The organism is Streptosporangium sp. H13245, from assembly GCF_055690525.1.
Genome location: NZ_JBSZKT010000002.1, coordinates 566,135 through 587,221, shown reverse-complemented (window position 1 = coordinate 587,221; position 21,087 = coordinate 566,135). Strand labels below are relative to the sequence as shown.

23 protein-coding genes and 3 tRNA genes are annotated in these 21,087 nt (G+C 71.4%); 13 read left to right on the top strand and 13 right to left on the bottom strand.

Annotation, left to right across the window (positions count from 1 at the left end; all coding sequences use genetic code 11):
- Positions 1-93: 93 nt before the first annotated feature.
- Positions 94-690, top strand: a complete 597-nt coding sequence (locus ACW9TB_RS06565) for an HD domain-containing protein (RefSeq protein WP_472747017.1) — start codon at positions 94-96, stop codon at positions 688-690.
- Positions 691-792: 102 nt separating this feature from the next.
- Here the strand turns inward: ACW9TB_RS06565 and ACW9TB_RS06560 are convergent, their stop codons facing one another.
- The 7 genes from ACW9TB_RS06560 to ACW9TB_RS06530 form a co-directional block, all read right to left on the bottom strand.
- Positions 793-1,233 carry an antibiotic biosynthesis monooxygenase family protein gene (locus ACW9TB_RS06560; protein ID WP_472747016.1) on the bottom strand — a complete coding sequence of 147 codons (441 nt, stop codon included), beginning with the start codon at positions 1,231-1,233 and terminating at the stop codon, positions 793-795.
- A gap of 61 nt (positions 1,234-1,294) precedes the next feature.
- A complete protein-coding gene (locus tag ACW9TB_RS06555) occupies positions 1,295-1,876 on the bottom strand; it encodes an Asp23/Gls24 family envelope stress response protein (RefSeq protein ID WP_472747015.1) in 582 nt (193 codons plus the stop codon).
- Between the two features lie 5 nt (positions 1,877-1,881).
- The gene (locus ACW9TB_RS06550) at positions 1,882-2,652 is read right to left on the bottom strand and encodes a DUF6286 domain-containing protein (protein WP_472747014.1); all 771 of its coding nucleotides are present in this window, start codon (positions 2,650-2,652) and stop codon (positions 1,882-1,884) included.
- Positions 2,652-3,326 (bottom strand): Asp23/Gls24 family envelope stress response protein, encoded by a 675-nt coding sequence (locus tag ACW9TB_RS06545; RefSeq protein ID WP_472747013.1) that lies wholly within the window; start codon positions 3,324-3,326, stop codon positions 2,652-2,654. Before ACW9TB_RS06545 ends, ACW9TB_RS06550 begins: the two co-directional genes overlap by 1 nt.
- Positions 3,323-3,511, bottom strand: a complete 189-nt coding sequence (locus tag ACW9TB_RS06540) for a hypothetical protein (protein WP_472747116.1) — start codon at positions 3,509-3,511, stop codon at positions 3,323-3,325. Before ACW9TB_RS06540 ends, ACW9TB_RS06545 begins: the two co-directional genes overlap by 4 nt.
- The gene (locus tag ACW9TB_RS06535) at positions 3,508-4,407 is read right to left on the bottom strand and encodes a hypothetical protein (RefSeq protein WP_472747012.1); all 900 of its coding nucleotides are present in this window, start codon (positions 4,405-4,407) and stop codon (positions 3,508-3,510) included. Before ACW9TB_RS06535 ends, ACW9TB_RS06540 begins: the two co-directional genes overlap by 4 nt.
- Entirely contained in the window at positions 4,404-4,898 is a 495-nt protein-coding gene (locus tag ACW9TB_RS06530) for an Asp23/Gls24 family envelope stress response protein (RefSeq protein ID WP_472747011.1), read from the bottom strand. Before ACW9TB_RS06530 ends, ACW9TB_RS06535 begins: the two co-directional genes overlap by 4 nt.
- Positions 4,899-5,132: 234 nt before the next feature.
- Between ACW9TB_RS06530 and ACW9TB_RS06525 the strand changes: the two genes are divergently transcribed.
- Both ACW9TB_RS06525 and gltX read left to right on the top strand, forming a co-directional pair.
- Complete coding sequence (locus ACW9TB_RS06525; RefSeq protein ID WP_472747010.1) at positions 5,133-5,909, top strand: fumarylacetoacetate hydrolase family protein; 777 nt, start codon at positions 5,133-5,135, stop codon at positions 5,907-5,909.
- A gap of 28 nt (positions 5,910-5,937) precedes the next feature.
- On the top strand, positions 5,938-7,269 hold the full coding sequence (gltX, locus tag ACW9TB_RS06520; RefSeq protein WP_472747113.1) for a glutamate--tRNA ligase: 1,332 nt from the start codon (positions 5,938-5,940) through the stop codon (positions 7,267-7,269).
- 103 nt (positions 7,270-7,372) lie between these two features.
- Here gltX and ACW9TB_RS06515 read toward each other — a convergent pair whose 3' ends face one another.
- Positions 7,373-9,037, bottom strand: a complete 1,665-nt coding sequence (locus ACW9TB_RS06515; RefSeq protein WP_472747009.1) for a carboxylesterase/lipase family protein — start codon at positions 9,035-9,037, stop codon at positions 7,373-7,375.
- Positions 9,038-9,145: 108 nt separating this feature from the next.
- Positions 9,146-11,125, bottom strand: a complete 1,980-nt coding sequence (locus ACW9TB_RS06510; protein ID WP_472747008.1) for a M3 family metallopeptidase — start codon at positions 11,123-11,125, stop codon at positions 9,146-9,148.
- 175 nt (positions 11,126-11,300) lie between these two features.
- Between ACW9TB_RS06510 and ACW9TB_RS06505 the strand changes: the two genes are divergently transcribed.
- From ACW9TB_RS06505 to ACW9TB_RS06490, 4 genes are all read left to right on the top strand, one after another.
- Positions 11,301-11,372: transfer RNA gene (locus ACW9TB_RS06505), tRNA-Gln, on the top strand.
- 62 nt (positions 11,373-11,434) lie between these two features.
- Positions 11,435-11,510 (top strand) — tRNA-Glu (locus ACW9TB_RS06500).
- Between the two features lie 13 nt (positions 11,511-11,523).
- A tRNA-Glu gene (locus ACW9TB_RS06495) sits at positions 11,524-11,596 on the top strand.
- Positions 11,597-11,799: 203 nt separating this feature from the next.
- Positions 11,800-12,318, top strand: a complete 519-nt coding sequence (locus tag ACW9TB_RS06490; RefSeq protein WP_472747007.1) for a PaaI family thioesterase — start codon at positions 11,800-11,802, stop codon at positions 12,316-12,318.
- A gap of 46 nt (positions 12,319-12,364) precedes the next feature.
- On the opposite strand, the gene ACW9TB_RS06485 is transcribed toward ACW9TB_RS06490, so the two are convergent.
- Positions 12,365-14,110 (bottom strand): hypothetical protein, encoded by a 1,746-nt coding sequence (locus ACW9TB_RS06485; protein ID WP_472747006.1) that lies wholly within the window; start codon positions 14,108-14,110, stop codon positions 12,365-12,367.
- A 155-nt stretch (positions 14,111-14,265) separates the two neighbouring features.
- A complete protein-coding gene (locus ACW9TB_RS06480) occupies positions 14,266-14,982 on the bottom strand; it encodes an IclR family transcriptional regulator (RefSeq protein WP_329085241.1) in 717 nt (238 codons plus the stop codon).
- Between the two features lie 70 nt (positions 14,983-15,052).
- Between ACW9TB_RS06480 and leuC the strand changes: the two genes are divergently transcribed.
- The 4 genes from leuC to ACW9TB_RS06460 all read left to right on the top strand — a co-directional run bounded on the left by leuC (position 15,053) and on the right by ACW9TB_RS06460 (position 17,725).
- A complete protein-coding gene (gene leuC / locus ACW9TB_RS06475; RefSeq protein ID WP_472747005.1) occupies positions 15,053-16,429 on the top strand; it encodes a 3-isopropylmalate dehydratase large subunit in 1,377 nt (458 codons plus the stop codon).
- 12 nt (positions 16,430-16,441) lie between these two features.
- Entirely contained in the window at positions 16,442-17,029 is a 588-nt protein-coding gene (gene leuD, locus ACW9TB_RS06470) for a 3-isopropylmalate dehydratase small subunit (RefSeq protein WP_472747004.1), read from the top strand.
- Entirely contained in the window at positions 17,008-17,262 is a 255-nt protein-coding gene (locus ACW9TB_RS06465) for an SCO5555 family protein (RefSeq protein ID WP_472747003.1), read from the top strand. Before leuD ends, ACW9TB_RS06465 begins: the two co-directional genes overlap by 22 nt.
- A 163-nt stretch (positions 17,263-17,425) precedes the next feature.
- Positions 17,426-17,725, top strand: a complete 300-nt coding sequence (locus ACW9TB_RS06460) for an HU family DNA-binding protein (RefSeq protein WP_350969487.1) — start codon at positions 17,426-17,428, stop codon at positions 17,723-17,725.
- Between the two features lie 227 nt (positions 17,726-17,952).
- Here the strand turns inward: ACW9TB_RS06460 and ACW9TB_RS06455 are convergent, their stop codons facing one another.
- Together ACW9TB_RS06455 and cofC are read right to left on the bottom strand one after the other, a co-directional pair.
- On the bottom strand, positions 17,953-18,156 hold the full coding sequence (locus ACW9TB_RS06455; protein ID WP_472747002.1) for a hypothetical protein: 204 nt from the start codon (positions 18,154-18,156) through the stop codon (positions 17,953-17,955).
- Between the two features lie 165 nt (positions 18,157-18,321).
- A complete protein-coding gene (gene cofC / locus ACW9TB_RS06450) occupies positions 18,322-19,017 on the bottom strand; it encodes a 2-phospho-L-lactate guanylyltransferase (protein ID WP_472747001.1) in 696 nt (231 codons plus the stop codon).
- A gap of 67 nt (positions 19,018-19,084) precedes the next feature.
- On the opposite strand from cofC, the gene ACW9TB_RS06445 reads away from it, so the two are divergent.
- Together ACW9TB_RS06445 and ACW9TB_RS06440 are read left to right on the top strand one after the other, a co-directional pair.
- A complete protein-coding gene (locus ACW9TB_RS06445) occupies positions 19,085-19,807 on the top strand; it encodes a lysophospholipid acyltransferase family protein (protein ID WP_472747000.1) in 723 nt (240 codons plus the stop codon).
- A 256-nt stretch (positions 19,808-20,063) separates the two neighbouring features.
- Complete coding sequence (locus ACW9TB_RS06440; RefSeq protein ID WP_472746999.1) at positions 20,064-21,074, top strand: NAD(P)H-dependent glycerol-3-phosphate dehydrogenase; 1,011 nt, start codon at positions 20,064-20,066, stop codon at positions 21,072-21,074.
- Positions 21,075-21,087 lie beyond the last annotated feature (13 nt).

Below are 21,087 nucleotides of genomic sequence, written 5' to 3'. Positions count from 1 at the left end.
CGACGAGCCCCCGTCCGTCCCGTGGCGCGATTTCATTGATCGATGTCCCTCCGGCCACTCGCGGGCGCCGTCGCGCTTCGGCAGGCTGGGTGCATGAGACTCGCCGACATCGTCATTCCCGGTACACCGGCCGCCCGTGGCGCGCTGGAGGTGGCGACCGCCTACTGCTCGCCCGCCCTGCTCAACCACTCCGTCCGCGCCTACCTGTGGGCGGCGGCCCACGGTGCGACGAACGGCGTCGTCTTCGACGACGAGCTGCTGTACGTCGCGTCGATGATGCACGACCTCGGTCTGGTCAAGGAGTTCGACAGCCACACCGTGCCGTTCGAGGAGGCGGGCGGTCACGTCGCGTGGGTCTTCGCCGCCGGGGCCGGATGGCCCGTGGAGCGCCGCGTGCGCGCGTCGGAGATCGTCGTACGCCACATGTGGGACAAGGTCGACCCCGGCCAGGACCCCGAGGGGTACCTCCTCGAACTGTCCACCGGGCTCGACATCTCCGGGCGGGGGTCGGAGGACTTCCCCGCTGAGTTCCGTGCCGAGGTGCTGGAGCGCTACCCCCGGCTGGGGATCGGCCCGGAGTTCACCGCGTGCTTCGTCGACCAGGCCACGCGCAAGCCGGACAGCCTGGCCGGGCGGTTCGTCCGCGCGGGGGTCGCCGAGCGCATCGCCGCCAACCCCCTGGACCGCTGAGGGCCTCACGCCGGGCCGGTCTCTCGTCGCGGGGTCGAACCCCTCGCCGGACCGGCCCTTCTCTCGCGGAGCCCTTTCCTCGCGGGTCAGGCTCCTCGCGGGTCAGGCTCCCGGTGCGGGGCCGGTGCTCTGGACGACCTCGAAGGACCACAGCTCGGCCCCGGCGGCGGCGGGTCCCTGCCCGTGGCCGTGTCCCTGGGACGGACCCGCCGGGCCCGCGCCCTGGGACTCCTGGCCGTGCCCGTGGCCCTGGGCCGCGCTGTGGGCGTTGCCGTGCCCGTGTCCCTGCCCGGCCTCGGCGGCAGCCTGGGCGTGGCCCCGCTGGAAGGCCTGGCTCTCGGTCCAGCGCTTGAAGTCCTCCTCGGAGCGCCAGCGGGTGTAGACCAGATACCGGTCGCCGCCGTCCACGGGGCGGAGCAGCTCGAACCACTCGAACCCGTCCGCGGACTCGACGATCCCCGCCCGCCCGGAGAAGCGGCGTTCCAGCTCCTCGCGCATGTCCTCGGACACCGTCAGCACGTTTATCTTCACGACCGAAGGCACATCGTCTCCTCGAAGCGTTGGTTTCCCTGATCACTCTATGATCGGCGCTTCGTCACGCGGGTCAGGCGACGGTCCTCGGGCGGCGCGGCGCGTCCTCCAGGCTCACCCGGGCGACGGCGGGCATGCGCTCGGTCTCCAGGGCCTGGCGCATGTGCGGGATGACCACCCCGCCCAGCTGCTCGCGGACCGCGCTCATCGGCGCGTCCTCGGCGACCACCACCCGCATCCGTACGGACGGGTGCGCGCTCGTGCCGACCATCGCGGCGGTGGCGTTGATGATCGCGGGGTGCGTGCCCGCCTCGGCCGCCGCCGCGTCGGTCACGCTGCCCGTGTCGACCTCGGTGACCCCGGCGGGGCCGCTGTCCAGGCGCATGCCGCCCAGCCTCTCGCGGCGTCCCTGGGCCAGCAGCCAGCGCAGGCCGAACAGCGCGAGCACGATTCCCGCCGCCGCGATCACCAGCCACAGCCACGGGTTGTAGGTGGCGAACGGCTGGCGTACCGAGCCGTCCACGAGCGGGCTGCGCGCGGGCACCCGCGGGAACGCCCCCGAGCCGCGTGCGATCGTCAGGGCGCTGAGGACCATCAGGGCCAGTCCCACGATCAGCAACCCCAGCCGGTTGCCCCGGGCGGTCTTGTCGTTCATGGCGCTCACTTCTCTCGCAGGTGCACGCGGACGGGATACTTCCAGACGGGGGAGAGCGCGACGATCCGCAGGTTCACGGCCTCCTGTACGGCGTTGGCCAGCCCACGGGTGTCCCGCATGCCGCTGTCGGCCGCGACGTGCACGGCCTTCCCCCGCAGCCGTACCCGGGCGCGCTCGACTCCCTGCACCTGCTCGGCCGCGTGGGCCAGCGACCGGGTGAAGCCCCGGCGCTGCATGCCGATGGCCAGGTCCTTGTCCCCGGTCCGCACCGGGATCAGCGTGGGCCGCCCCGGTACGAGCGCCAGCAGCGCCAGCAGCAGGCCGAGCAACCCGGCCAGGCCCGCGCCCGCCATCACCCGAGGGTCGCTCCACGGTGTCGACGTCGCCCAGGACAGGATCCGGTCGTACGGCACCAGGCGGAGCGGGCGGCCCAGCAGCGCGGAGATGACCTCCAGCGCGAGGAGGAGGCCGATCACGGTCATCACGATGGCCGTGACGACCGAGGGGACCACCCGGCGCGGGCGGAACGCCCTGATCGCCGCGCGATCCGCGGAGGCGTCCTTCGTCACCGTGCCGTACATCGGCGGCGCCGCCGGTTCTCCCGTGCCGTACGTCTCCCCGGTGCCGTACGTCGGCACGGCCGGTTCCGAGGTGCCGTACGTGCCGTACGCGGGCGGTTCCGCCGTCTCCGCGCGGGGCGGGGGTGTCATCTCACGGGTCGGTTCCGCTCCGGCTCCGGGGACCGGCTCGGCCGGGTCGGGTACCTTTCTGGCCATCATCGCTCCTCACGTAGCGGGACGATGTCCTCGGTGGGGCTGTCGGGATCGTCGACGGGCGCCGCGGACCGTTCCGGGGTCCCGGCACCGGCCTGCCCGGTGCCCCGCGCCGGGTTCTCCGGCGAGCCCTCCACCGGATCCCTCACCGGGCTCTCCGCCGGGTTCTCTCCGGCCGGTACGGCGTTCCGGGCCCGCGAGGTCTCACGGTCGCCACGGGCGGGGGCCACGCTGGTGACGGCGACGTCGATGTAGCCGACGTCCTTGCCGGTCAGGGCCATGACCCGCTGGGCGACGTGGTGTCTGACCTGCTCGGCCACCTCACGGATCGGGGCCGGGTACTCCACCGTCACGTCCAGCCGGAGCGTCGCGAGCTCACCGTCGAGGGTGGCGCGGGTGCCGCCGCGAAAGGACAGCGGCCCCCGCTCGCCGACCTCCCGTACCCGTGCCACCTCGCCGGCCGCGCGGGCCGCGATGCGCGACACCACCCGGTCGGATATGTCGGTCCGGCCGCGTCGCTCGGCCGGTACGCCCCGCCATGAAGGCTGGGCGGGTACGGCGGGCGGCCCGGACCGCCCGGTCTCCACGGGAACGGAGCCCTCCCGCCGCGTGGGCGGGGGGTCCGGATCCGAGGCCGTCCCCGAGGACGGGGGACGGTGTTCGACGGGAGTGTTCATCGCCGTCTCGCCGCCAGCCGGGACAGGTCGACCTCCCCGGTCTCCGCGAAGCGGCCGACGAGGAATCCGATGGCGCCCAGTACGAGCACCAGCAGGAACGCGCCGAGGCCGCCGAAGGCCGCGGCGAAGCCCAGAAGGACACCGACGACCGTGCCGACCACGGACCACACTGGGAAATTACTCATCTCAACCCTCCGATATGGACGTTGACCGGCCGGTCGCCCACCATCGGGGCGACCGCCGCTCGCACTTCGTCGGCGATCTCCGGCAGCGGGCGCCCCAGCCTGACGACGACCGAGACCTCCACCTCGCTCTCGCGCAGCGCGACACCCGGCAACCGCTCGCCGGGCAGATAGGTCGCCACGGTCCCGAACGGCCCGCCCGACAGGTCCGCGACGTCGGGGCAGCGCAGTACGGCGTCGGCGATCCGGTGGACGAGACCGGCCGCCTCACGGGCGGGGCTCCGCGGCTCGTCGGCGACGACCGTCCCGCGCGGCGGGCTCGACGTCTCCGGATCACGGCGGGCGGCCGTCGTGCCCCCTGTCCCGCGCGCGGGCCCCTGCGCCGCCGGGGTGGCCCCGCGGGCCGGGTCCTCCGGCTCGCGCGGGGGCCTCACCGTCTCCCGGTTCTCCCGGCTCGGGCCCGTCTCCCGGCTCTGACCGGCCGGTTTGCGGGCGGGATCCTCCGGCCTGCGCGTGGGCGCGGCCTTCTGCCGGGGTACGGCGGCCGGTCTGCGGGACGGATCCTCAGGCCTGTGCGCGGGTATGGCCGTCGCCGGTGTCGGGACGGCCGGTTTGCGGGCGGGCTCCTCCGGTCCTCGCGCGGGCGTCTCGCCGCCGGGCTCCCTGTGCCGCGCGGGGCTGTTCGCCTCGCGGCCGGGCTCCCTGTGCTCGGCGGGCGTCTCGCGGCCGGGTTCCTTGTGCTCGGCGGGCGCGGTCGTCTCGCCGCCGGGGTCCCTGGGGCGCGTGGGCGCGGGCGTTTCGCGGCCGGGGTCCGCCGGTGCCGGAGGCGTGATGATCTCGCGGCCCGGGTCCTCCGGCTCGCGGCCCGGTCCCGTAGCGCCGCCTGCCGGGCCTCTCACTGGACGCGAGGCTCCGACTCGGACGAGTCCTCCGGCCTGTCCTTGTCCTGGCCGGGCATGTGGACGTCGGAGACCTTGATGTTGACCTCGGTGACCTCAAGGCCGGTCATGCGCTCGACCGCCATGATCACGTTGCGGCGTACGGCGGCGGCGAGGTCGGGGATGGCGATCCCGTACTCGACGACCACTTCCAGGTCGGCGGCGGCCTGCCGCTCGCCCACCTCGACCGATACGCCCTGGTTGGCGCTCTTGTCGGCGCCGACCATGCCGCGTACCGCGCCGAGGGCGCGCGCCGTGCCCGCGCCCATGTTGTACACACCAGGGATCTCCCTGGCGGCGAGGCCCGCGATCTTCGATACGACCCCGCTGTCGATGGTGGTGGTCCCCTTTGAGGTGACCAGGCCACTCTGGGATCCGGGACTGTCGGTGCGTGCCCGGGGCACCGTGGCCTCGTCGCCCTTGGGCCTGTTCACCGTGCTGGCTTCAGTCACGTCCGTTCCTTCCCCCGAAGGAAGACCTTCTGGTCCCCCGATGCTTCTGAGGCGGTCATACCCCTCATATACGCATAAATCAGGACATAGCTTTTCTTGGACCAAACATGGTGGTATCGATAAAATTGGATTTATAGGTATTTTTAGGCATATACAGCCCAGCTTCCCAGAGCCGTAGGACGGGGAGCCACGGGCACGGTCCGGCGGGACCCGGAGCGCGACTAGCCTTGTCGTGTGCGTATAGCGAGGTTCTCCACAGGAGACGGTGTCGGGTTCGGGGTGGTCGAGGGGGGCCCGGGGGAGGAGTTCATCTCCGGGATCTCCGGCCACCCGTTCGGCCCGATCCAGTTCACCGGCGAGCGATACTCGCTCTCCCAGGTCAGGCTGGTCGCGCCCATGCTGCCCAGCAAGGTCGTCGCGATCGGCAAGAACTACGCCGACCACGCCCGGGAGATGGGCGGCGAGGTCCCCGACGAGCCGCTGGTCTTCCTCAAGCCGTCGACCTCGGTGATCGGTTCCGGCGAGGCCATCGCCTACCCGACGACGCTCTCCCAGCGGGTCGACTACGAGGGGGAGCTGGCGGTGGTGATCGGCAGGCTCTGCCGCGAGGTGCCCCGCGAGCGGGCGCACGAGGTCATCTTCGGCTACACCTGCGCCAACGACGTCACGGCGAGGGACCTGCAGAAGAAGGACGTCCAGTTCACCCGGGCCAAGGGCTTCGACACCTTCTGCCCGCTCGGCCCGTGGATCCAGACCGAGCTCGACCCGGGCGACGTCGGCATCGTCACGTCGGTGAACGGCGAGATCAAGCAGAACTCGCGCACCTCCAAGCTCATGTACGACATCCCCGCGCTGATCGCCCACGTGAGCGCGGTCATGACCCTGATCCCCGGCGACGTCATCCTCACTGGGACCCCCGAAGGGGTCGGCCCGCTCACCGTCGGCGACGAGGTCAGCGTTTTCATCGAAGGAATCGGCACTCTCAGCAACCGGGTGGTCTCCCGTGATTAGGGTTCGTTTCGCCCCCTCGCCGACCGGCATGTTCCATGTCGGCGGCGCCCGCTCCGCGCTGTTCAACTGGGCCCTGGCCGAGCAGGCCGGTGGAAAGTTCGTGCTGCGCATCGAGGACACCGACGCCGCCCGCAACCGGCCAGAATGGACCGAGGGCATCATCTCGGCGCTCGCCTGGATCGGGATCGACGAGGACAACCCGATCTTCGAGGGCCCCTACTTCCAGTCGTCGTACGAGAAGCAGCACCGCGAGGCCGTGGCCGGGCTCGTCGCCGAGGGCCGGGCCTACTACTGCTCGTGCACCCGCGACGAGGTGAAGGCGCGCACCGGCTCCGAGCACCAGGGCTACGACGGCTTCTGCCGCGACCGGGGCCTGACCGAGGGCGCGGTCCGCTTCCGTACCCCCGACGAGGGCGTCACCGTGGTCCAGGACCTGGTCCGGGGCACCGTCGAGTTCCCCAACAACGCGATGGAGGACTTCGTCGTCGCGCGCGGCGACGGCTCCCCGCTGTTCGTGCTGGCCAACGTCGTCGACGACGTCGAGATGCGGATCAGCCACGTGGTCAGGGCCGAGGAGCACCTGTCCAACACGCCCAAGCAGCAGCTGCTCTGGGAGGCGCTCGGCGTCACCCCGCCCACCTGGGCGCACGTGCCGGTCATCGTGAACGAGAAGCGCCAGAAGCTGTCCAAGCGCCGCGACAAGGTCGCCCTGGAGTCCTACCGCGACGAGGGCTACCTGGCCGAGGCGATGGTCAACTACCTGATGCTGCTCGGCTGGGGCCCCGGCGACGACCGGGAGATCATGCCCTGGGCGGAGATGGTGCCGCTGTTCAAGCTGGAGGACGTCAACCCCTCTCCGGCCTTCTTCGACGAGAAGAAGCTCCGCGCGTTCAACGGCGAGTACATCCGGGCGCTGCCCCTGGAGGAGTTCGCCGCCCGCTGCGAGCCGTGGCTGGAGCCCGGCTGGGACCGCGCGACCTTCGCCAAGGTCGCCGAGCTCGCCCAGACCCGCATCGCGGTCCTGTCCGAGATCACGGCGAACGTCGACTTCCTCTTCCTGGACGAGCCCGTCTTCGACCAGGCGTCGTGGGACAAGGCCATGAAGAACTCCGCCGTGGAGATCCTCACCGGCTATCTCGCCCGCCTGGAGACGGTCGCCATGGACCCCGAGTCGCTGAAGGCCGCCCTGGAGGAGGTCGGTACCGAGCACGGCCTCAAGCTCGGCAAGGCCCAGGCCCCGGTGCGCGTGGCCGTCACCGGCCGGACCGTGGGCCTGCCGCTGTTCGAGTCGATCGAGGTCCTCGGCCGCGAGCGCTCCGCCGAGCGCCTCCGCGCCGCCCTCGCGAGACTCCAGGGCTGACCGGACCTCACGAAGCGTCAAGGCCCGCCCCCGGGAACTCACCGGGGGCGGGCCTTCGCTTTCGATCAACGGTCACCGGGCGGCCGGAGCCACGGGAGAAAGATCAGGAGCCTCCGGCCCCCCGCCCGGCGAGCCCGTCCCAGAAGGCGAGGTTGTGCGCCGAGGCCCGGTCGAAGGGCCCGACGCCGCCCCGCCCCGGGGCCAGCCCCTGCACGTACGGGGTGCCGTCGCCGGGGCGCACGCGCTTCCAGGAGGGCAGGCCCGGCCGGTTCGGGTCGCCGACGGCGGCGAACCGGGACCAGTAGTCGATCATCACATCCCCGAGCCGCCGCTGCTCGGAGGTGAGCGGGGCGGACTCCCAGCCGACCCCGAAGAGGAACGACAACTCGGAGCCGTGCGAGGCGAGCGGCCTGATCCCATGCCCCAGCGGGAAGAGCACGGGGGCCGTACGGTCGGTGAACTCGTAGGAGTAGGTCGGCACGTGCCGGGCGAACCGCAGGTCGGTGTCACGCGCCTGCCAGGCCCAGTCCAGGTCGCTCATGATGGCCGCCACCGCCTGGAGGGGCGGGCCCTCGTGGGCGTCCAGCGGGTATCTGGCCAGGACCTCGGGCCCCGCGGCGCCGAACACGGAGGTGACGGCGGGCGCGTACTCCTCCGCCGACATCGGCGCCGGGAACATCAGCGACGTGAACATCGTGCCCTCGTCCCGGGTGATGCCCGTCAGCACCGGCACCCGGTGGAAGCGGCCCTCCTGGAGCACCTTCGCCGGATCCTCGGGCAGCACCGCGTTGCCGTACCCCGGCAGCGGGAGGGGCTCCTGGGCGAGCAGGTCGGCCACCGGCCTGCCCCGCAGGCAGGCGAGCGCGGTCGCCGGGTCGGTGCACCCCAGCTTGGCGGCCACGCCCTGCCCGTGGCCCTCGTGGTAGGCGCTGGGCAGCCAGAGGGGGATGTTCATGACCGGCTTCAGCGAGGTGCCCTCGAAGCTCCCTGCCCCGCACGGGGTGCTCTGGGCGATCACCCGGTGGAACAGCCCCGCCGCAGAGGGGGAGGTGAGCTGCGCGCACACCGCGTGCGACCCCGCGGACTCACCGGCCAGGGTGACGTTGCGCGGGTCGCCGCCGAACGCCGCCGCGTTGCGCCGCACCCAGCGCAGGGCCGCCTGCTGGTCCTCGATCCCCAGCGCCCCCGAGTTCTCAAGCCCCGGATACCCGAAGAACCCGAAGATCCCCAGCCGGTAGTTGACCGTCACGACCACGACGTCGCCCCGCACGGCCAGCCTGCGGGCGTCGTAGTCGCTGCCCGCCCCCTTCGTGAAGCTCCCGCCGTGCAGCCACACCACGACCGGCCTGGGGCGGTTCCCGCCGCTCCGGGAGGGGGTGGTCACGTTGAGGTAGAGGCAGTCCTCCGCCTCGCTTCCCGGCAGCCCCCAGACGTCGGCGGTCTGCGCGCACCGGTTGCCGGGCGCGGTGGCCTCGCGCACCCCCTGCCACGGGGCGACGGCCCGCGGCGACCGCCAGCGCAGCTCCCCGACCGGCGGCGCGGCGTACGGGATGCCCTGGAAGAGCCGGTGGTCTCCGGCCCGCGTGCCCCGCACCCACCCGGCGTCGGTACGGACCGTCGTGTCCCTCCCGGTGGTGGCCGAGGTGGCGGCTCCCCGGGTGCCGTGATCTTCCCGCCCGGCCGCGGCCGGGTCCGCGGTCCCCAGCAACAGGGCCCCCGCCAGACCGGCGACGAGCGCGGAGCCGATCCTGTTCCGTGGTCGTTTCATGACCTTTACGATGCCCGCCGCGCCCGCCACGCGCATTGGCCCTGCGCCCATCGCCGGGGTGCGGGAAACCACACCCCGGCGATGGACGAAGGGCCACGCGGGCGGGGGCTACGCCTGCAGTCCCCGGCGCTTCAGCAGGGGCTCGATGCGCGGGTCGCGCCCCCGGAAGTCGCGGAAGGCGTCCATCACGTCCCGCGAGCCACCGACCGACAGCAGGGTGGAGCGGAAGTGGTCGCCGTTCCCGCGTACGAGGCCGCCGTTCTCCCGGAACCAGTCGACGCTCTCGGCGTCGAGCACCTCACTCCAGATGTAGGAGTAGTAGCCCGCGCTGTAGCCGCCCACCCCGCTGAAGAAGATGTGGGCGAAATAGTTGGTCCGGTAGCGGGGGCGGACCAGCTCGAAGGCGATCCCGGCGCGCTCCAGGGCCGCCTTCTCGAACGCCTCGGCGTCCTCGACGGTCTCGCCCGCCGCCAGCTTGTGCCAGGACCAGTCGAGCAGCGCCGCCGCGAGGTACTCGACGGTCGCGAAGCCCTGGTTGAACTTCTCGGCGGCCCTCATCTTCTCCAGGAGCTCCGCGGGCACGGGCTCGCCGGTCTCGTGGTGCCTGGCGAAGTTGGCGAGGATCGACGGCCAGGTGGCCCACATCTCGTTGACCTGCGAGGGGTACTCCACGAAGTCGCGCGGCACCGCCGTACCGGAGAGCCGGGGGAAGCGCACGTCGGAGAACAGGCCGTGCAGCGCGTGGCCGAACTCGTGGAAAGCGGTGTTGACCTCGTCGAACGTGAGCAGCGTCGGCCCCTCGGCGGGCTTGGTGATGTTGAGGTTGTTCATCACCACGGGCCGCTCGTCGAACAGGTGCGACTGGTCGACCAGGTTGTTCATCCAGGCGCCGCCGCGCTTGGTGGGCCGGGCGTACGGGTCGAACAGGAACAGGCCGAGCGGCGAGCCGTCGGCGTCGAACACCTCGAAGGCCCGCACGTCCGGATGGTACCCGGCCAGGTCGTCCCGCTCGGAGAAGACGATCCCGTACAGCTCGCCCGCCGCGTGGAAGACGCCGTCGCGCAGCACCCGGTCCAGCTCGAAGTACGGGCGCAGGTCGGCGCCGTCGAAGTCGTAGCGGGCCTTGCGCACCCGCTCCGCGTAGAAGGACCAGTCCCACGGCTCGATGGGGAAACCGGCCTGCTCGCTCAGCGCCTCGGCCTCCCGGCGGGCGTTGGCCACCGCCGGGCCCACCAGCTTGCCGAGCATCTCCTCGACGGCCTCGGTGGTCTTGGCCGTCTGGTCGGCGACGGAGTAGGCGGCGTGGCTGGGATAGCCGAGCAGCGCCGCCCGCTCGGCGCGGAGCGCCGTCATCCTGGCCGCCAGCTCGAAGTTCTCCGGAGCCCGGCCCGTGGACAGCTCGTAGAGCCTCCTGCGGGTCTCCCTGTCGGTCAGCTCCGCGAGGGCGGGGTGGTTGGTGTGGTTGAACAGCGCCAGGACGTACGAGCCGTCCTTCTCGATCGCCTTGATCGCGCTCTCGGAGAGCCCGTCCAGCAGCCCGGCGTCCTCGACGACCAGCGCGGAGTCCGTGGAGGCCGTGAGCAGGTTCTGGGAGAAGGTCGTGGAGAGCCTGGTCAGCTCCTCGTTGAGCTCCCTGAGACGCTCCTGGTCGCTCTCGGACAGGTCGGCTCCGGCCCTGACGAAGTCGACGCGGTACTTCTCCAGCAGCCACGCCTCCTCGGCGTCGTCGGTGGTCACCTGTTTGATCCGGGCGTACAGGGCGCGGTCCAGGCGGATGGAGTCGGCGTGCTGGGTCAGCCTGGGGGAGATGCCGGTCTCGATCTCCCGGATGCCGTCGGTCGCGTCGGAGGCGGAGACGCTGAAGAAAACGGTCACGGTTCGGTGGAGGATCCGTCCCGACCGCTCCAGGGCCTCGATCGTGTTGGCGAACGTCGGGGGCTCCGGGCTCTCGGTGATCTCCCGTACCTCACGCAGCTGGTCGGCCATGCCGCGCTCGAAGGCGGGAAGGTAGTGCTCCTCCCTGACCTGGGCGAACGGCGGCAACCCGTAGGGCAGCTCGCTGGGGGTGAAGAACGGGTTGTCGGTCAAGGCGGAAACTCCTCACATGCGGCCGGATCTCTCCGGCGGCGTTACAGGGTGGACCTTCGTGGCGGCAGCCCGGTGATACCGCGATTCGGCCTACGGCAATCGTTTTGGTCTTGACCCCCAACCTGGGCTATTCTTTCGGAGTCGCCAGCGAGTCCCGCAAGGGGGTCCAGCGCGGTGGGGTATGGTGTAATTGGCAACACGGCTGATTCTGGTTCAGTTGTTCTAGGTTCGAGTCCTGGTACCCCAGCTGCGTCTTCTCTGGAAGACGCCGCAGATTCGGTCCCCTCCGAGTCTGATGACAGTGTGTAGGGTCCCGTCGTCTAGTGGCCCAGGACGCCGCCCTCTCAAGGCGGTAGCGCCGGTTCGAATCCGGTCGGGACTACCACTGTCTTTCGCAAGGCTCCGTCGTCTAGTGGCCTAGGACGCCGCCCTCTCAAGGCGGTAGCGCCGGTTCGAATCCGGTCGGGGCTACACCGCGAACCCCGGAAGCAACCGCTTCCGGGGTTTCTGCATTTCCGGATTTCTCGAAATTCCCCTGCCCCGGATCCTGACCCGAGGCTTCCCCTGCCTGGGGCCCGAGGGGCCTCAGGAGGCACACCGCGGGCCGCCTGTCCCATAATGTGCAGGGTACGTAATCCGTACCCAGGTACGACCCCCTCGCGATGGTGGAGCCCATGCCGACGACGCCCCCGGCTCAGCAGGAACCGACGATCTCACGGACCCACTCGTGGGCGCCGTCGACACTCCCCGCCGACGTGGCGGAGCTGTCGGGGCTGGAATTCCTGGAGAGGCTGGTCGACGGCCGCATCCCCCCGCCGCCGATCGCGAGCACGCTCGGCTTCCGGATAACCCACGTCGAGCGCGGCCTGGCGGTCTTCGTGGGGGAGACCGGCGAGCACCTCTACAACCCGCTCGGAAGCGTGCACGGCGGCTATCTCGCCACCCTGCTCGACTCGGCCCTCGGGTGCGCGGTCATGAGCGAGCTGCCGCCCGGCAAGACGTACACGACCGTCCAGCTCGGGGTGAACATGGTCCGCCCGGTCTACACGGGCACCGGGCCGCTGCGCTGCGAGGCGAGGACCCTGCACGTCGGCCGGACCGTCGCGACCTCGGAGGCGCGGATCACCGGCGAGGGCGACGGCAGGCTGTACGCCCACGCCACCACGACCTGCGCCGTCTTCTCGATGCGCTGATCCCCCGTCCCCCCGAAGCCGACGGGCTCCGGGGGGACGGGGGCGGCTAGTTCTGTCCCGAGCGGGCCTTGAACAGGGCCCGCTTGGCGGCCTTGCCCACCTGCTTGTCCGGGTGGGCCTTGCCGATCGCCTCCAGCAGCTCCTCAAGGTGCGGGTGCCGCACCTTCCAGATCACTTCGAGCAGGCTGACCAGATTCGGTACGTTGCCGATGTCGTCGAGGCTGCTGACGAACTCCGGGCGGCCGAGACCGGCGGAGATGGTCAGCATGTCGAGGATCAGCCAGTGGGTGTCGGCCTGGGTGGGCGTGGGAGCGTCCTCGACGCCCAGCTGGGCCAGGTGGGTGGCCGCGTACGGGCGCAGGGACGGCTCGTCGAGGGCCTCCCGCCACGCGGGCACGGCCACGTCGCCGAGCGAGCCGACCATGCTGGCCGCCTGGACCCTGATCAGCGCGTCCGCGTCGTCCTCGGCGGCGGCCTCCAGCAGGTCCCTGGCGGCCTGCTCGGGGGCGCGCAGCTCCATCCAGGCCGCGAACTCGGCGTCCGCCTCCTCCTCGGGAAGCTCGGCGCCGAAGGAGAGCAGGTCGAGGGCCGTCATCGCGTCGATGGCGGGCCGGGCGTCCAGCTCGATGTCGGCGTCGTCCACGAGATGGACCACGCCCTCCATGCCGAGCGGCGTCAGCCGCACCTGGTCGTGCTCGACCTCGACCATGCCGTACCCGGTCAGCCAGTCGAGCACCGGGTTGAGCGGGTCGCCGTACTGCGCGGTGGCGGCGGTCCAGGCCTCGGCGCCCAGGTCGTCGTACTCGGCGGCGGCCTCGGCCAGCTCGGTGCGCAGCTCGGCCAGCGGCTTCGAGCCCGTCGCCAGCAGCACCCGGACCAGCAGCGCCCTGGTCAGCCCGGACAGGGCGATCGTGGCCTCCTCGTCCGCCAGCTCGGGGTCGCCGTAGTCGATGGAGTGCAGGCCCGCCATCCACGCGTCGAGGGCGTCGTCGTCCTCCTCGAAGGGCCACTCGGCGGTGTCGGCGTCGACACTGACGGTGTCCTCCCCCTCGGGCTGGAGGAAGTCGAGGTCGATCGCGAGGTTCCAGATGTTCCAGAGCGCGGGGACGGAGTCGGCCAGCGACGCGCCGCCCTTCTCCGGGACGGGGAGCCCCAGGACCGCCAGGGCCTCGACGATCTCGGTGTCGTCGAGCAGGCTCGTCTCGCCCACCCGGCGCTCGGAGCCGACCCAGACCGCGAGGTCGCGGGCCTTGGCGATCAGGGTCGTCCTGCGGGTGGCCGAGGCCAGCTCGCTGTCCGGGCGGAGCCTGATCGTCGGCAGCTCGGAGAGCTCGTCGGCGAACGGCTCGAAGTCGCCGAGCCCCTCGGACTCCTCCTCGTCGTACTCCCCGTCCTCGTCCTCGTCCTCCTCGACGACGAGGTCCTCCATCGCGTCGACGAAGTCGTCTTCGAGGCGGTCGAGCTCGGAGAGCAGGTCGTCGAGCGAGGCGGAGCCCTTGGCCAGGCGGTCGGACTCCGACAGGAAGGTCAGGTAGGCGCGGATCGCGGGCACCATGCCGTCGGCGGCGGCGTCAGGGTCCTCGACGACCTGTGGCATCCGATCGAGGAGCACCGTACGCAGGTCGGACTGCTTCCACCGGCCGACGTCGTCGGAGGCGATCAGGCGGTGCCACAGAGCGACGGAGCCGACCAGGTTGGAATCGCTGCCGGGTGCGTTCTCACGCGCCCAGAGGATGAAGTTTTGGAGCAGGGGACGCAGTTCAGCCGCGGCTGCCTCGATGCGATCTGTCACCTTCCCAGCCTAGGGGGCCGGAGGGGTGCTCGCCTCCTCATATCGCCCGCCGATCGGCGGGTGTCAGCCGGCGCCGTCCCTCCGGCCCGGTGATCCGCCCGCCACGGTGCTCCGGCTCGCCCCCGGCGGGCTCTCAGCGGGCCCTCGGCCGGTCTTCAGTTGGCGCGGCGCATCGACTCGGTGATCCGTTCGGCGGCGGTGACGACGGGGGCGGCGTGGAGGCGGCCGGGGGTGCGGGTCAGGCGCTCGATCGGGCCGGAGACCGAGACCGCGGCGACCACCTTGCCGCCCGCGCCCCTGATCGGCGCCGAGACGCTGGCCACGCCCTGCTCGCGCTCGCCGACGCTGTGTGCCCAGCCCCTGCGCCGTACGCTCGCCAGCGTGGCCGCGGTGAACTTGGCCCCGCGCAGGCCCCGGTGCAGGCGGTCGGGCTCCTCCCAGGCGAGCAGGATCTGCGCCGCGGAACCGGCGAGCATCGGCAGCGCCGAGCCGACCGGCACGGTGTCGCGCAGCCCGCTGGCGCGCTCGGCGGCGGCCACGCAGACCCGCTCGTCGCCCTGGCGACGGTAAAGTTGCGCGCTTTCGCCGGTCAGGTCCCTGAGCTGGGTGAGGACCGGAGAGGCGACGGCCAGCAGCCGGTCCTCCCCGGCGGCCGTGGACAACTCGGACAGGCGCGGGCCCAGCACGAACCGGCCCTGTGTGTCGCGGGAGACGATGCGGTGGTGCTCCAGCGCGACGGCCAGCCGGTGGGCGGTGGGCCGTGCCAGGCCGGTGGCCTGAACGAGCTGCGCGAGGGACGCCGGACCTGCTTCGAGGGCATTGAGCACGAGGACGGCCTTGTCGAGTACGCCGACTCCGCTAGAGTTGTCCATACACCGATACTGCCGTCTCGACATATGAGAAAGCAAGTGGGAGTGGGACAGCCGATCGCAAGGAGGCGACATGGGCCGCACGCTCGCGGAGAAGGTATGGGAGCAGCACGTCGTGCGACGTGCTGAAGGAGAACCCGACCTGCTCTACATCGACCTGCACCTCATTCACGAGGTCACGAGCCCGCAGGCGTTCGACGGCCTGCGCCTGGCCGGTCGCCCGATCAGGCGGCCCGACCTCACCGTCGCCACCGAGGACCACAACGTCCCGACCGTACGCGGCCCCATCGACGACCCGGTGTCGCGGGTGCAGGTCGAGACGCTGCGCAAGAACTGCGCGGAGTTCGGTGTCCGGCTGTATCCGATGGGTGACGCGGGACAGGGCGTGGTCCACATCATCGGCCCGCAGTTCGGCCTGACCCAGCCCGGCATGACGATCGTGTGTGGTGATTCTCACACCTCCACCCACGGCGCCTTCGGCGGCATCGCGTTCGGCATCGGCACCTCCGAGGTCGAGCACGTGCTGGCGACCCAGACGCTGCCCGCCTACCGGCCGAAGACGATGGCCATCGAGGTCTCCGGCGAGCTGCCGCCCGGCGTCACGGCCAAGGACCTGATCCTGGCGATCATCGCCAAGATCGGCACCGGTGGCGGCCAGGGCTACATCGTCGAGTACCGGGGCGAGGCCATCCGCAAGCTCTCCATGGAGGGCCGGATGACCGTCTGCAACATGTCCATCGAGGCGGGCGCCCGCGCGGGCCTGATCGCTCCCGACGAGACCACCTTCGAGTACCTCAGGGGCCGTCCCCACGCCCCGGCCGACGCGGACTGGGACGCCGCGGTCGCGTACTGGAAGTCGCTCGTGACCGACGAGGACGCCGTCTTCGACACCGTCGTGGAGATCGACGCCTCGACGCTGACCCCGTTCGTCACCTGGGGCACCAACCCGGGCCAGGGCGCCCCGCTGGGGACGTCCGTGCCGCGCCCCGAGGACACCGACGACCCGGCCGCCGCCACCCGCGCCCTGGAGTACATGGGCCTGACCGCGGGCACCCCGCTCCGTGAGGTCCAGGTCGACACGGTCTTCGTGGGCTCCTGCACCAACGGGCGGCTGGAGGACCTGCGCGCGGTGGCCGACGTGCTGCGCGGGCGCCGGGTCGTCACGCGCACGCTGATCGTCCCCGGCTCGATGCTGGTCAAGCTCCAGGCCGAGCAGGAGGGGCTGCACGAGGTCTTCAAGGAGGCGGGCGCCGAGTGGCGCGAGGCCGGGTGTTCCATGTGCCTGGGCATGAACCCCGACACCCTCGCCCCCGGCGAGCGCAGCGCCTCGACCTCCAACCGCAACTTCGAGGGACGCCAGGGCAAGGGCGGCCGTACGCACCTCGTGTCCCCGCAGGTCGCCGCCGCGACCGCCGTCACCGGCAAACTCACCGCGCCCGCCGACCTGTAAGGAGTCCTCGCGATGGAAGCGTTCGTCACCCACACCGGCCGGGCCGTGCCGCTGCGCCGCAGCAACGTGGACACCGACCAGATCATCCCCGCCGTCTGGCTCAAGCAGGTCAGCCGGACCGGTTTCGAGAAGGGCCTGTTCTCCGCCTGGCGCGAGGACCCCGCCTTCGTCCTGAACGACCCCGCCCACGAGGGCGCCACGATCCTGCTCGCCGGACCCGACTTCGGCACAGGTTCCTCCCGCGAGCACGCGGTCTGGGCCCTGCAGCAGTACGGTTTCCGCGTCGTGATCGCGGCCCGGTTCGGGGATATCTTCCGTAATAACTCCACCAAGATGGGTCTGCTCCCGGTCGTCCTTCCCGGCGAGATCGTCGAGGCCCTGCAGGCCGCGGTGGAGGCGGACCCCACCCTGGAGATCACCGTCGACCTGGGCGAACGCCAGGTCCGCTGGGACGGCGAGGCCGCCGCGTTCGAGATCGACGACTACACGCGCTGGCGGCTCACGGAGGGCCTGGACGACATCGGGCTGACCCTGCGCAACGCCGACGCCATAGGGGCATACGAGAATGGTCGGCAGCCATGGCTGCCGACGACCGTCTGACGAGTTCAGAACACGAGCTGGCGTGGCGGCTGCGCGAGGCGCACCGCCGCGTCCGGTCCCTGCCCGTCCCCGCCGAGGACAGAAAACGTCTCGCCAGGCGTCTTCTGGCCATCTGCGATTTGGCCAAACGCGACCTCGAACACGCCACCGGGCGCCTTGATTTGTTCCTTCTCAGTATTGATGTCGTGGTTTCAGATACGCCAAGCACTGGAAACATTGCGGAAGGTGATTGAGTCATACGGCTCCGTCCCCTAATTTCAAGCGGGCAAGGGGTTTCTCATCGTGATCGTTGATGAGAGATCTGTGATGAGACCCCTCGCCGTGACAAATCGGGTGAGACGGGTTTTCTGCCTCGTGACCCACTCCCGGACATCGGTAAGCAGGGGGAGCAACCTTATGAACAAAAAGGAACTCGTCGACGCCATCGCGGATCGGGTGGGCGACAAGAAGACGGCCACCGAGGCCGTGAACGCGGTGCTCGACGCCATCCAGACCGCCGTCGCGAGTGGCGACAAGGTCTCGATCACGGGGTTCGGCGCTTTCGAGATGGTGCACAAGCCGGCCCGCACCGCCCGCAACCCCTCGACGGGTGCCGAGATTCGCGTCGCCGAGAGCTGGGGGCCGAAGTTCCGGCCGGGCTCCGACTTCAAGGAACTCGTCAACACCGGCGGCAAGAAGGCGTCGAAGAAGAGGTAGGCCTCGGGCACAGGCGCCCGGACTCCCGCGACGGGAGTCCGGGCGCCCGGCTTTTCCGCCGGGCCCGCCCGGTGAGGACGCCCGTTCGGGGGTTTTTCCGAGGGCCTGTACGGGGGAGTCTGTCCGGGGAGTCCAGCCGGTGACGTCCGACCGGGGTGTTCAGCTGGTGGCGTCCGTCCGGGGTTGTCCGTTCGGGTTGTCCGTCCGGGGTGTCTGCTCGGGGCTGTCTATCCGGGCAGGGGGAAGGTCGAGAGGGTGACGTAGACGACGTTGTCGCCGTCCATGACGATGTTGACCCGCTGGCCGGACCTGAGCAGCCGCAGCGGCCCCGCGTCGAACGCCGCCGTGTCGAACGGGATCCGGGTCCCGTCGTCCAGGAATACCGACCCCGACCGGGTCGCCGGGTCGAAGTCCCGCACCGTCGCCTGCACCCGCCCAGCCTAACTCCCGCCCGTGGCCCCGTCCCCGCCCGAACCGTCTCGCCCGACTCGGCCCGTCCCGCCCGAATCACCCCACCTGAGCCGCCCCCGCCCGAGGCATCCCCGCCCGAGCCGTCCCCGCTCGACCCGATCCGTCCCGCCCGAGCCGTCCCCGTCTCACCCGCCGGTCAGGCCGGGCGCTCGCCCGCCTTCCCGGCTCGACGCGGAGATCCTCTCCGCCATCGCCAGCGTGCGCGGGCCGACGCCGAGGGCCAGCGCCAGGCGCAGGTCGTCCGGGGTGTCCACGTCGTGGCGGACCGACTCCACTCCCTCCACGGAGAGCTCCTTGGCGCCGCGCCGCAGGTGCCGTTCCCGCGACTCGCCGCCGAACCCCGGCGTGAACGGCACCCCCGGCCGTACGCCGTAGAAGGTCGTGCCGATCTCGGCGGCGTCGGGCAGGAACATCTGGCCGAACTCCGCGGCGGCGGTCAGCACGCGGGCCAGCTCCGCCGGGCGCAGGGCCGGGAGGTCGGCCTGGAGGGCGCCGACGGCGTCGCCGGGCGCCAGCCGCGCCGCCTCCAGGGCGCCGTGCCGCAGGGCGGCGTTCAGCCCCGCCTCCGGGTCGCCGACCACGTGCGCCCCGACCTCGCCGAGCGCCTCCGCGGCCACCGGGTCGCCCGTCACCACGACCACCCGCGCGACGAGCGCGCAGCTCAGCGCCGCCTCGACGGTGTCGCAGGCGATCGCCACGGCCAGCGCGGCCCGGTGCGGGCCCGCCGCGGCCGACAGGCGGGTTTTGGCGGCGACCAGTGTCTTGACCGGGACGACGAGGGTCCAGCCGGAGTTCTCCGAAGCAGACATAGCCTTAAGCATCCCGCCTCGACATTCCCCGGAGCCAACCGGGAGACTTGGGGCGCATCCCGCTCAGATGGAGGAGCCCATGAGACGCCCCGGCTGGCCTTCGCGATTCTGGGTGGCCTTCGCCGTCGCGATCGTCAAGCCGATCTCGTGGCTCCTGGTCAAGAAGGACTGGCGTCGCAGCGACCGTCTGCCCAGGACGGGCGGGATCATCATGGTGACCAACCACCTGTCGTGGCTGGACCCCATCCTCGTCGCGCACTTCCTCTACAACCACGGACGCTGGCCGGTGATCCTCGCCAAGTCCGGTCTGTTCTCGGTGCCGCTGGTCGGTCCCCTGGTACGGGCGCTGCAGGCCATCCCGGTCTACCGGGGGAGCGCCGACGCGGCCCGCTCGCTGGAGGAGTCGCGGCGGCGGCTCGCCGCCGGGGCGTGCGTGATGTTCTACCCGGAGGGCACCTGCACCCGCGACCCGGACTTCTGGCCGATGGAGGGCAAGACCGGCGCGGCCAGGCTCGCGCTGGCCACCGGCGCGACGGTGATCCCCGTCGCCCACTGGGGGGCCCAGGAGATCCTGCCGTACGGCGCCAGAAGGCCCCGCCTGCTGCCGCGCAAGACCTTCCGCGTGCAGACGGGACCGCCGGTCGACCTGTCGAGGTACGCGGGGCGCGAGGGGGAGCAGCTCTCCGCCGACGTCCTGCGCGAGGCGACCGCCGACATCATGGCGGCGATCACGGCCCAGCTGGCCGAGATCCGCGGGGAGAAGCCACCCGGGACGCCGTTCAAGCGACCGTCCGACAACTGACTTCGGCGTACGGTGTTGACATCCTCCCCTCCCCGAAGGGAGGGGATTCCCACGGTCGCCCGTGAGAGTTCCTGAATCACCGCCGGTCGCCCGCCAGGAGAAATCCCTTGAGGTCCTACACCAGCTCCACAGGCGTCTCACCTCTCCGCCATTCCGGCGGTGAGGGCGCCGCCGGACGCGATACCGAGCCGTACGGCATCGCGCCGCGCAGCCTCCCCCGCCCCGAGGCGGAGGTTCCCACGCCCGAGGAGAACCGATGACCAAGGCCGCCGTGTTCGGCACGGGCTCGTGGGGGACGACCTTCGGCATGATCCTCGCCGGGGCGGGCACCCGGACGACGCTGTGGGGCCGCAGGCCGGACGTCGTCGAGGCGATCGACCGGCGGCACGAGAACCCCGACTACCTGCCGGGCGCGGTGCTGCCCGAGACGCTGCGCGCCACCACCGACCCCGCGGAGGCCCTCGAAGGCGCCGACTTCGTGGTGCTCGCGGTGCCCTCCCAGACCCTGAGGAAGAACCTGACCGGCTGGAAACCGCACCTGCCGCCCGGCGCGGTGCTGGTCAGCCTGATGAAGGGCATCGAGCTGGGCACCACCAAGCGGATGAGCGAGGTGATCTGCGAGGTCGCCGAGGTGCCGCAGGAGCGGGTCGCGGTGGTGTCGGGCCCCAACCTGGCCGGTGAGATCGTCCGGGGCCAGCCGGCCGCCACCGTGGTCGCCTGCACCGACGAGCGGGCGATGGAGCGCCTCCAGGAGGCCTGCTACCTGCCGCCCTGGTTCCGCCCGTACACCAACCCCGACGTCATCGGGGTCGAGCTCGGCGGGGCCGTCAAGAACGTGATCGCCCTGGCGGTCGGCATCTCGGCGGGGATGGGACTCGGCGACAACGTCGGGGCGATGCTGATGACGCGCGGGCTGGCGGAGATCACCCGGCTGGGCACGGTGCTCGGCGCGGACCCGCACACCTTCGCGGGCCTCGCGGGCATGGGCGATCTGGTGGCGACCTGTACATCCCCATTGTCCCGGAACCGTACTTTCGGTGAGAATCTTGGGCGGGGCATGACGCTGGCCGAGGTCATCGCCGCCACGAAACAGACCGCCGAGGGGGTCAAATCCTGCGAGTCGGTGCTCGAACTGGCCAGAAAACACGACGTGGAGATGCCGATCACCGAGGTGGTGGTGGCCGTCGTCCACGACGCAATGCCCCCCAGCGAGGCCGCGGTGCTGCTGATGTCGCGGACTCCCAAGCCGGAACGGTACGGCCTGTGAACGGACAGCGTGG

Coding starts and splice junctions, on each gene's coding strand:
- ACW9TB_RS06490 (WP_472747007.1), top strand. CDS start 11,800: ATGCCGACGACGCCCCCGGCTCAGCAGGAACCGACGATCTCACGGACC.
- cofC (WP_472747001.1), bottom strand. CDS start 19,017: ATGCTTAAGGCTATGTCTGCTTCGGAGAACTCCGGCTGGACCCTCGTC.
- gltX (WP_472747113.1), top strand. CDS start 5,938: ATGTTCCATGTCGGCGGCGCCCGCTCCGCGCTGTTCAACTGGGCCCTG.
- leuC (WP_472747005.1), top strand. CDS start 15,053: ATGGGCCGCACGCTCGCGGAGAAGGTATGGGAGCAGCACGTCGTGCGA.
- ACW9TB_RS06440 (WP_472746999.1), top strand. CDS start 20,064: ATGACCAAGGCCGCCGTGTTCGGCACGGGCTCGTGGGGGACGACCTTC.
- leuD (WP_472747004.1), top strand. CDS start 16,442: ATGGAAGCGTTCGTCACCCACACCGGCCGGGCCGTGCCGCTGCGCCGC.
- ACW9TB_RS06460 (WP_350969487.1), top strand. CDS start 17,426: ATGAACAAAAAGGAACTCGTCGACGCCATCGCGGATCGGGTGGGCGAC.
- ACW9TB_RS06545 (WP_472747013.1), bottom strand. CDS start 3,326: ATGAACACTCCCGTCGAACACCGTCCCCCGTCCTCGGGGACGGCCTCG.
- ACW9TB_RS06465 (WP_472747003.1), top strand. CDS start 17,008: ATGGCTGCCGACGACCGTCTGACGAGTTCAGAACACGAGCTGGCGTGG.
- ACW9TB_RS06555 (WP_472747015.1), bottom strand. CDS start 1,876: ATGAACGACAAGACCGCCCGGGGCAACCGGCTGGGGTTGCTGATCGTG.
- ACW9TB_RS06540 (WP_472747116.1), bottom strand. CDS start 3,511: ATGAGTAATTTCCCAGTGTGGTCCGTGGTCGGCACGGTCGTCGGTGTC.
- ACW9TB_RS06445 (WP_472747000.1), top strand. CDS start 19,085: ATGAGACGCCCCGGCTGGCCTTCGCGATTCTGGGTGGCCTTCGCCGTC.
- ACW9TB_RS06480 (WP_329085241.1), bottom strand. CDS start 14,982: ATGGACAACTCTAGCGGAGTCGGCGTACTCGACAAGGCCGTCCTCGTG.
- ACW9TB_RS06515 (WP_472747009.1), bottom strand. CDS start 9,037: ATGAAACGACCACGGAACAGGATCGGCTCCGCGCTCGTCGCCGGTCTG.
- ACW9TB_RS06550 (WP_472747014.1), bottom strand. CDS start 2,652: ATGGCCAGAAAGGTACCCGACCCGGCCGAGCCGGTCCCCGGAGCCGGA.
- ACW9TB_RS06565 (WP_472747017.1), top strand. CDS start 94: ATGAGACTCGCCGACATCGTCATTCCCGGTACACCGGCCGCCCGTGGC.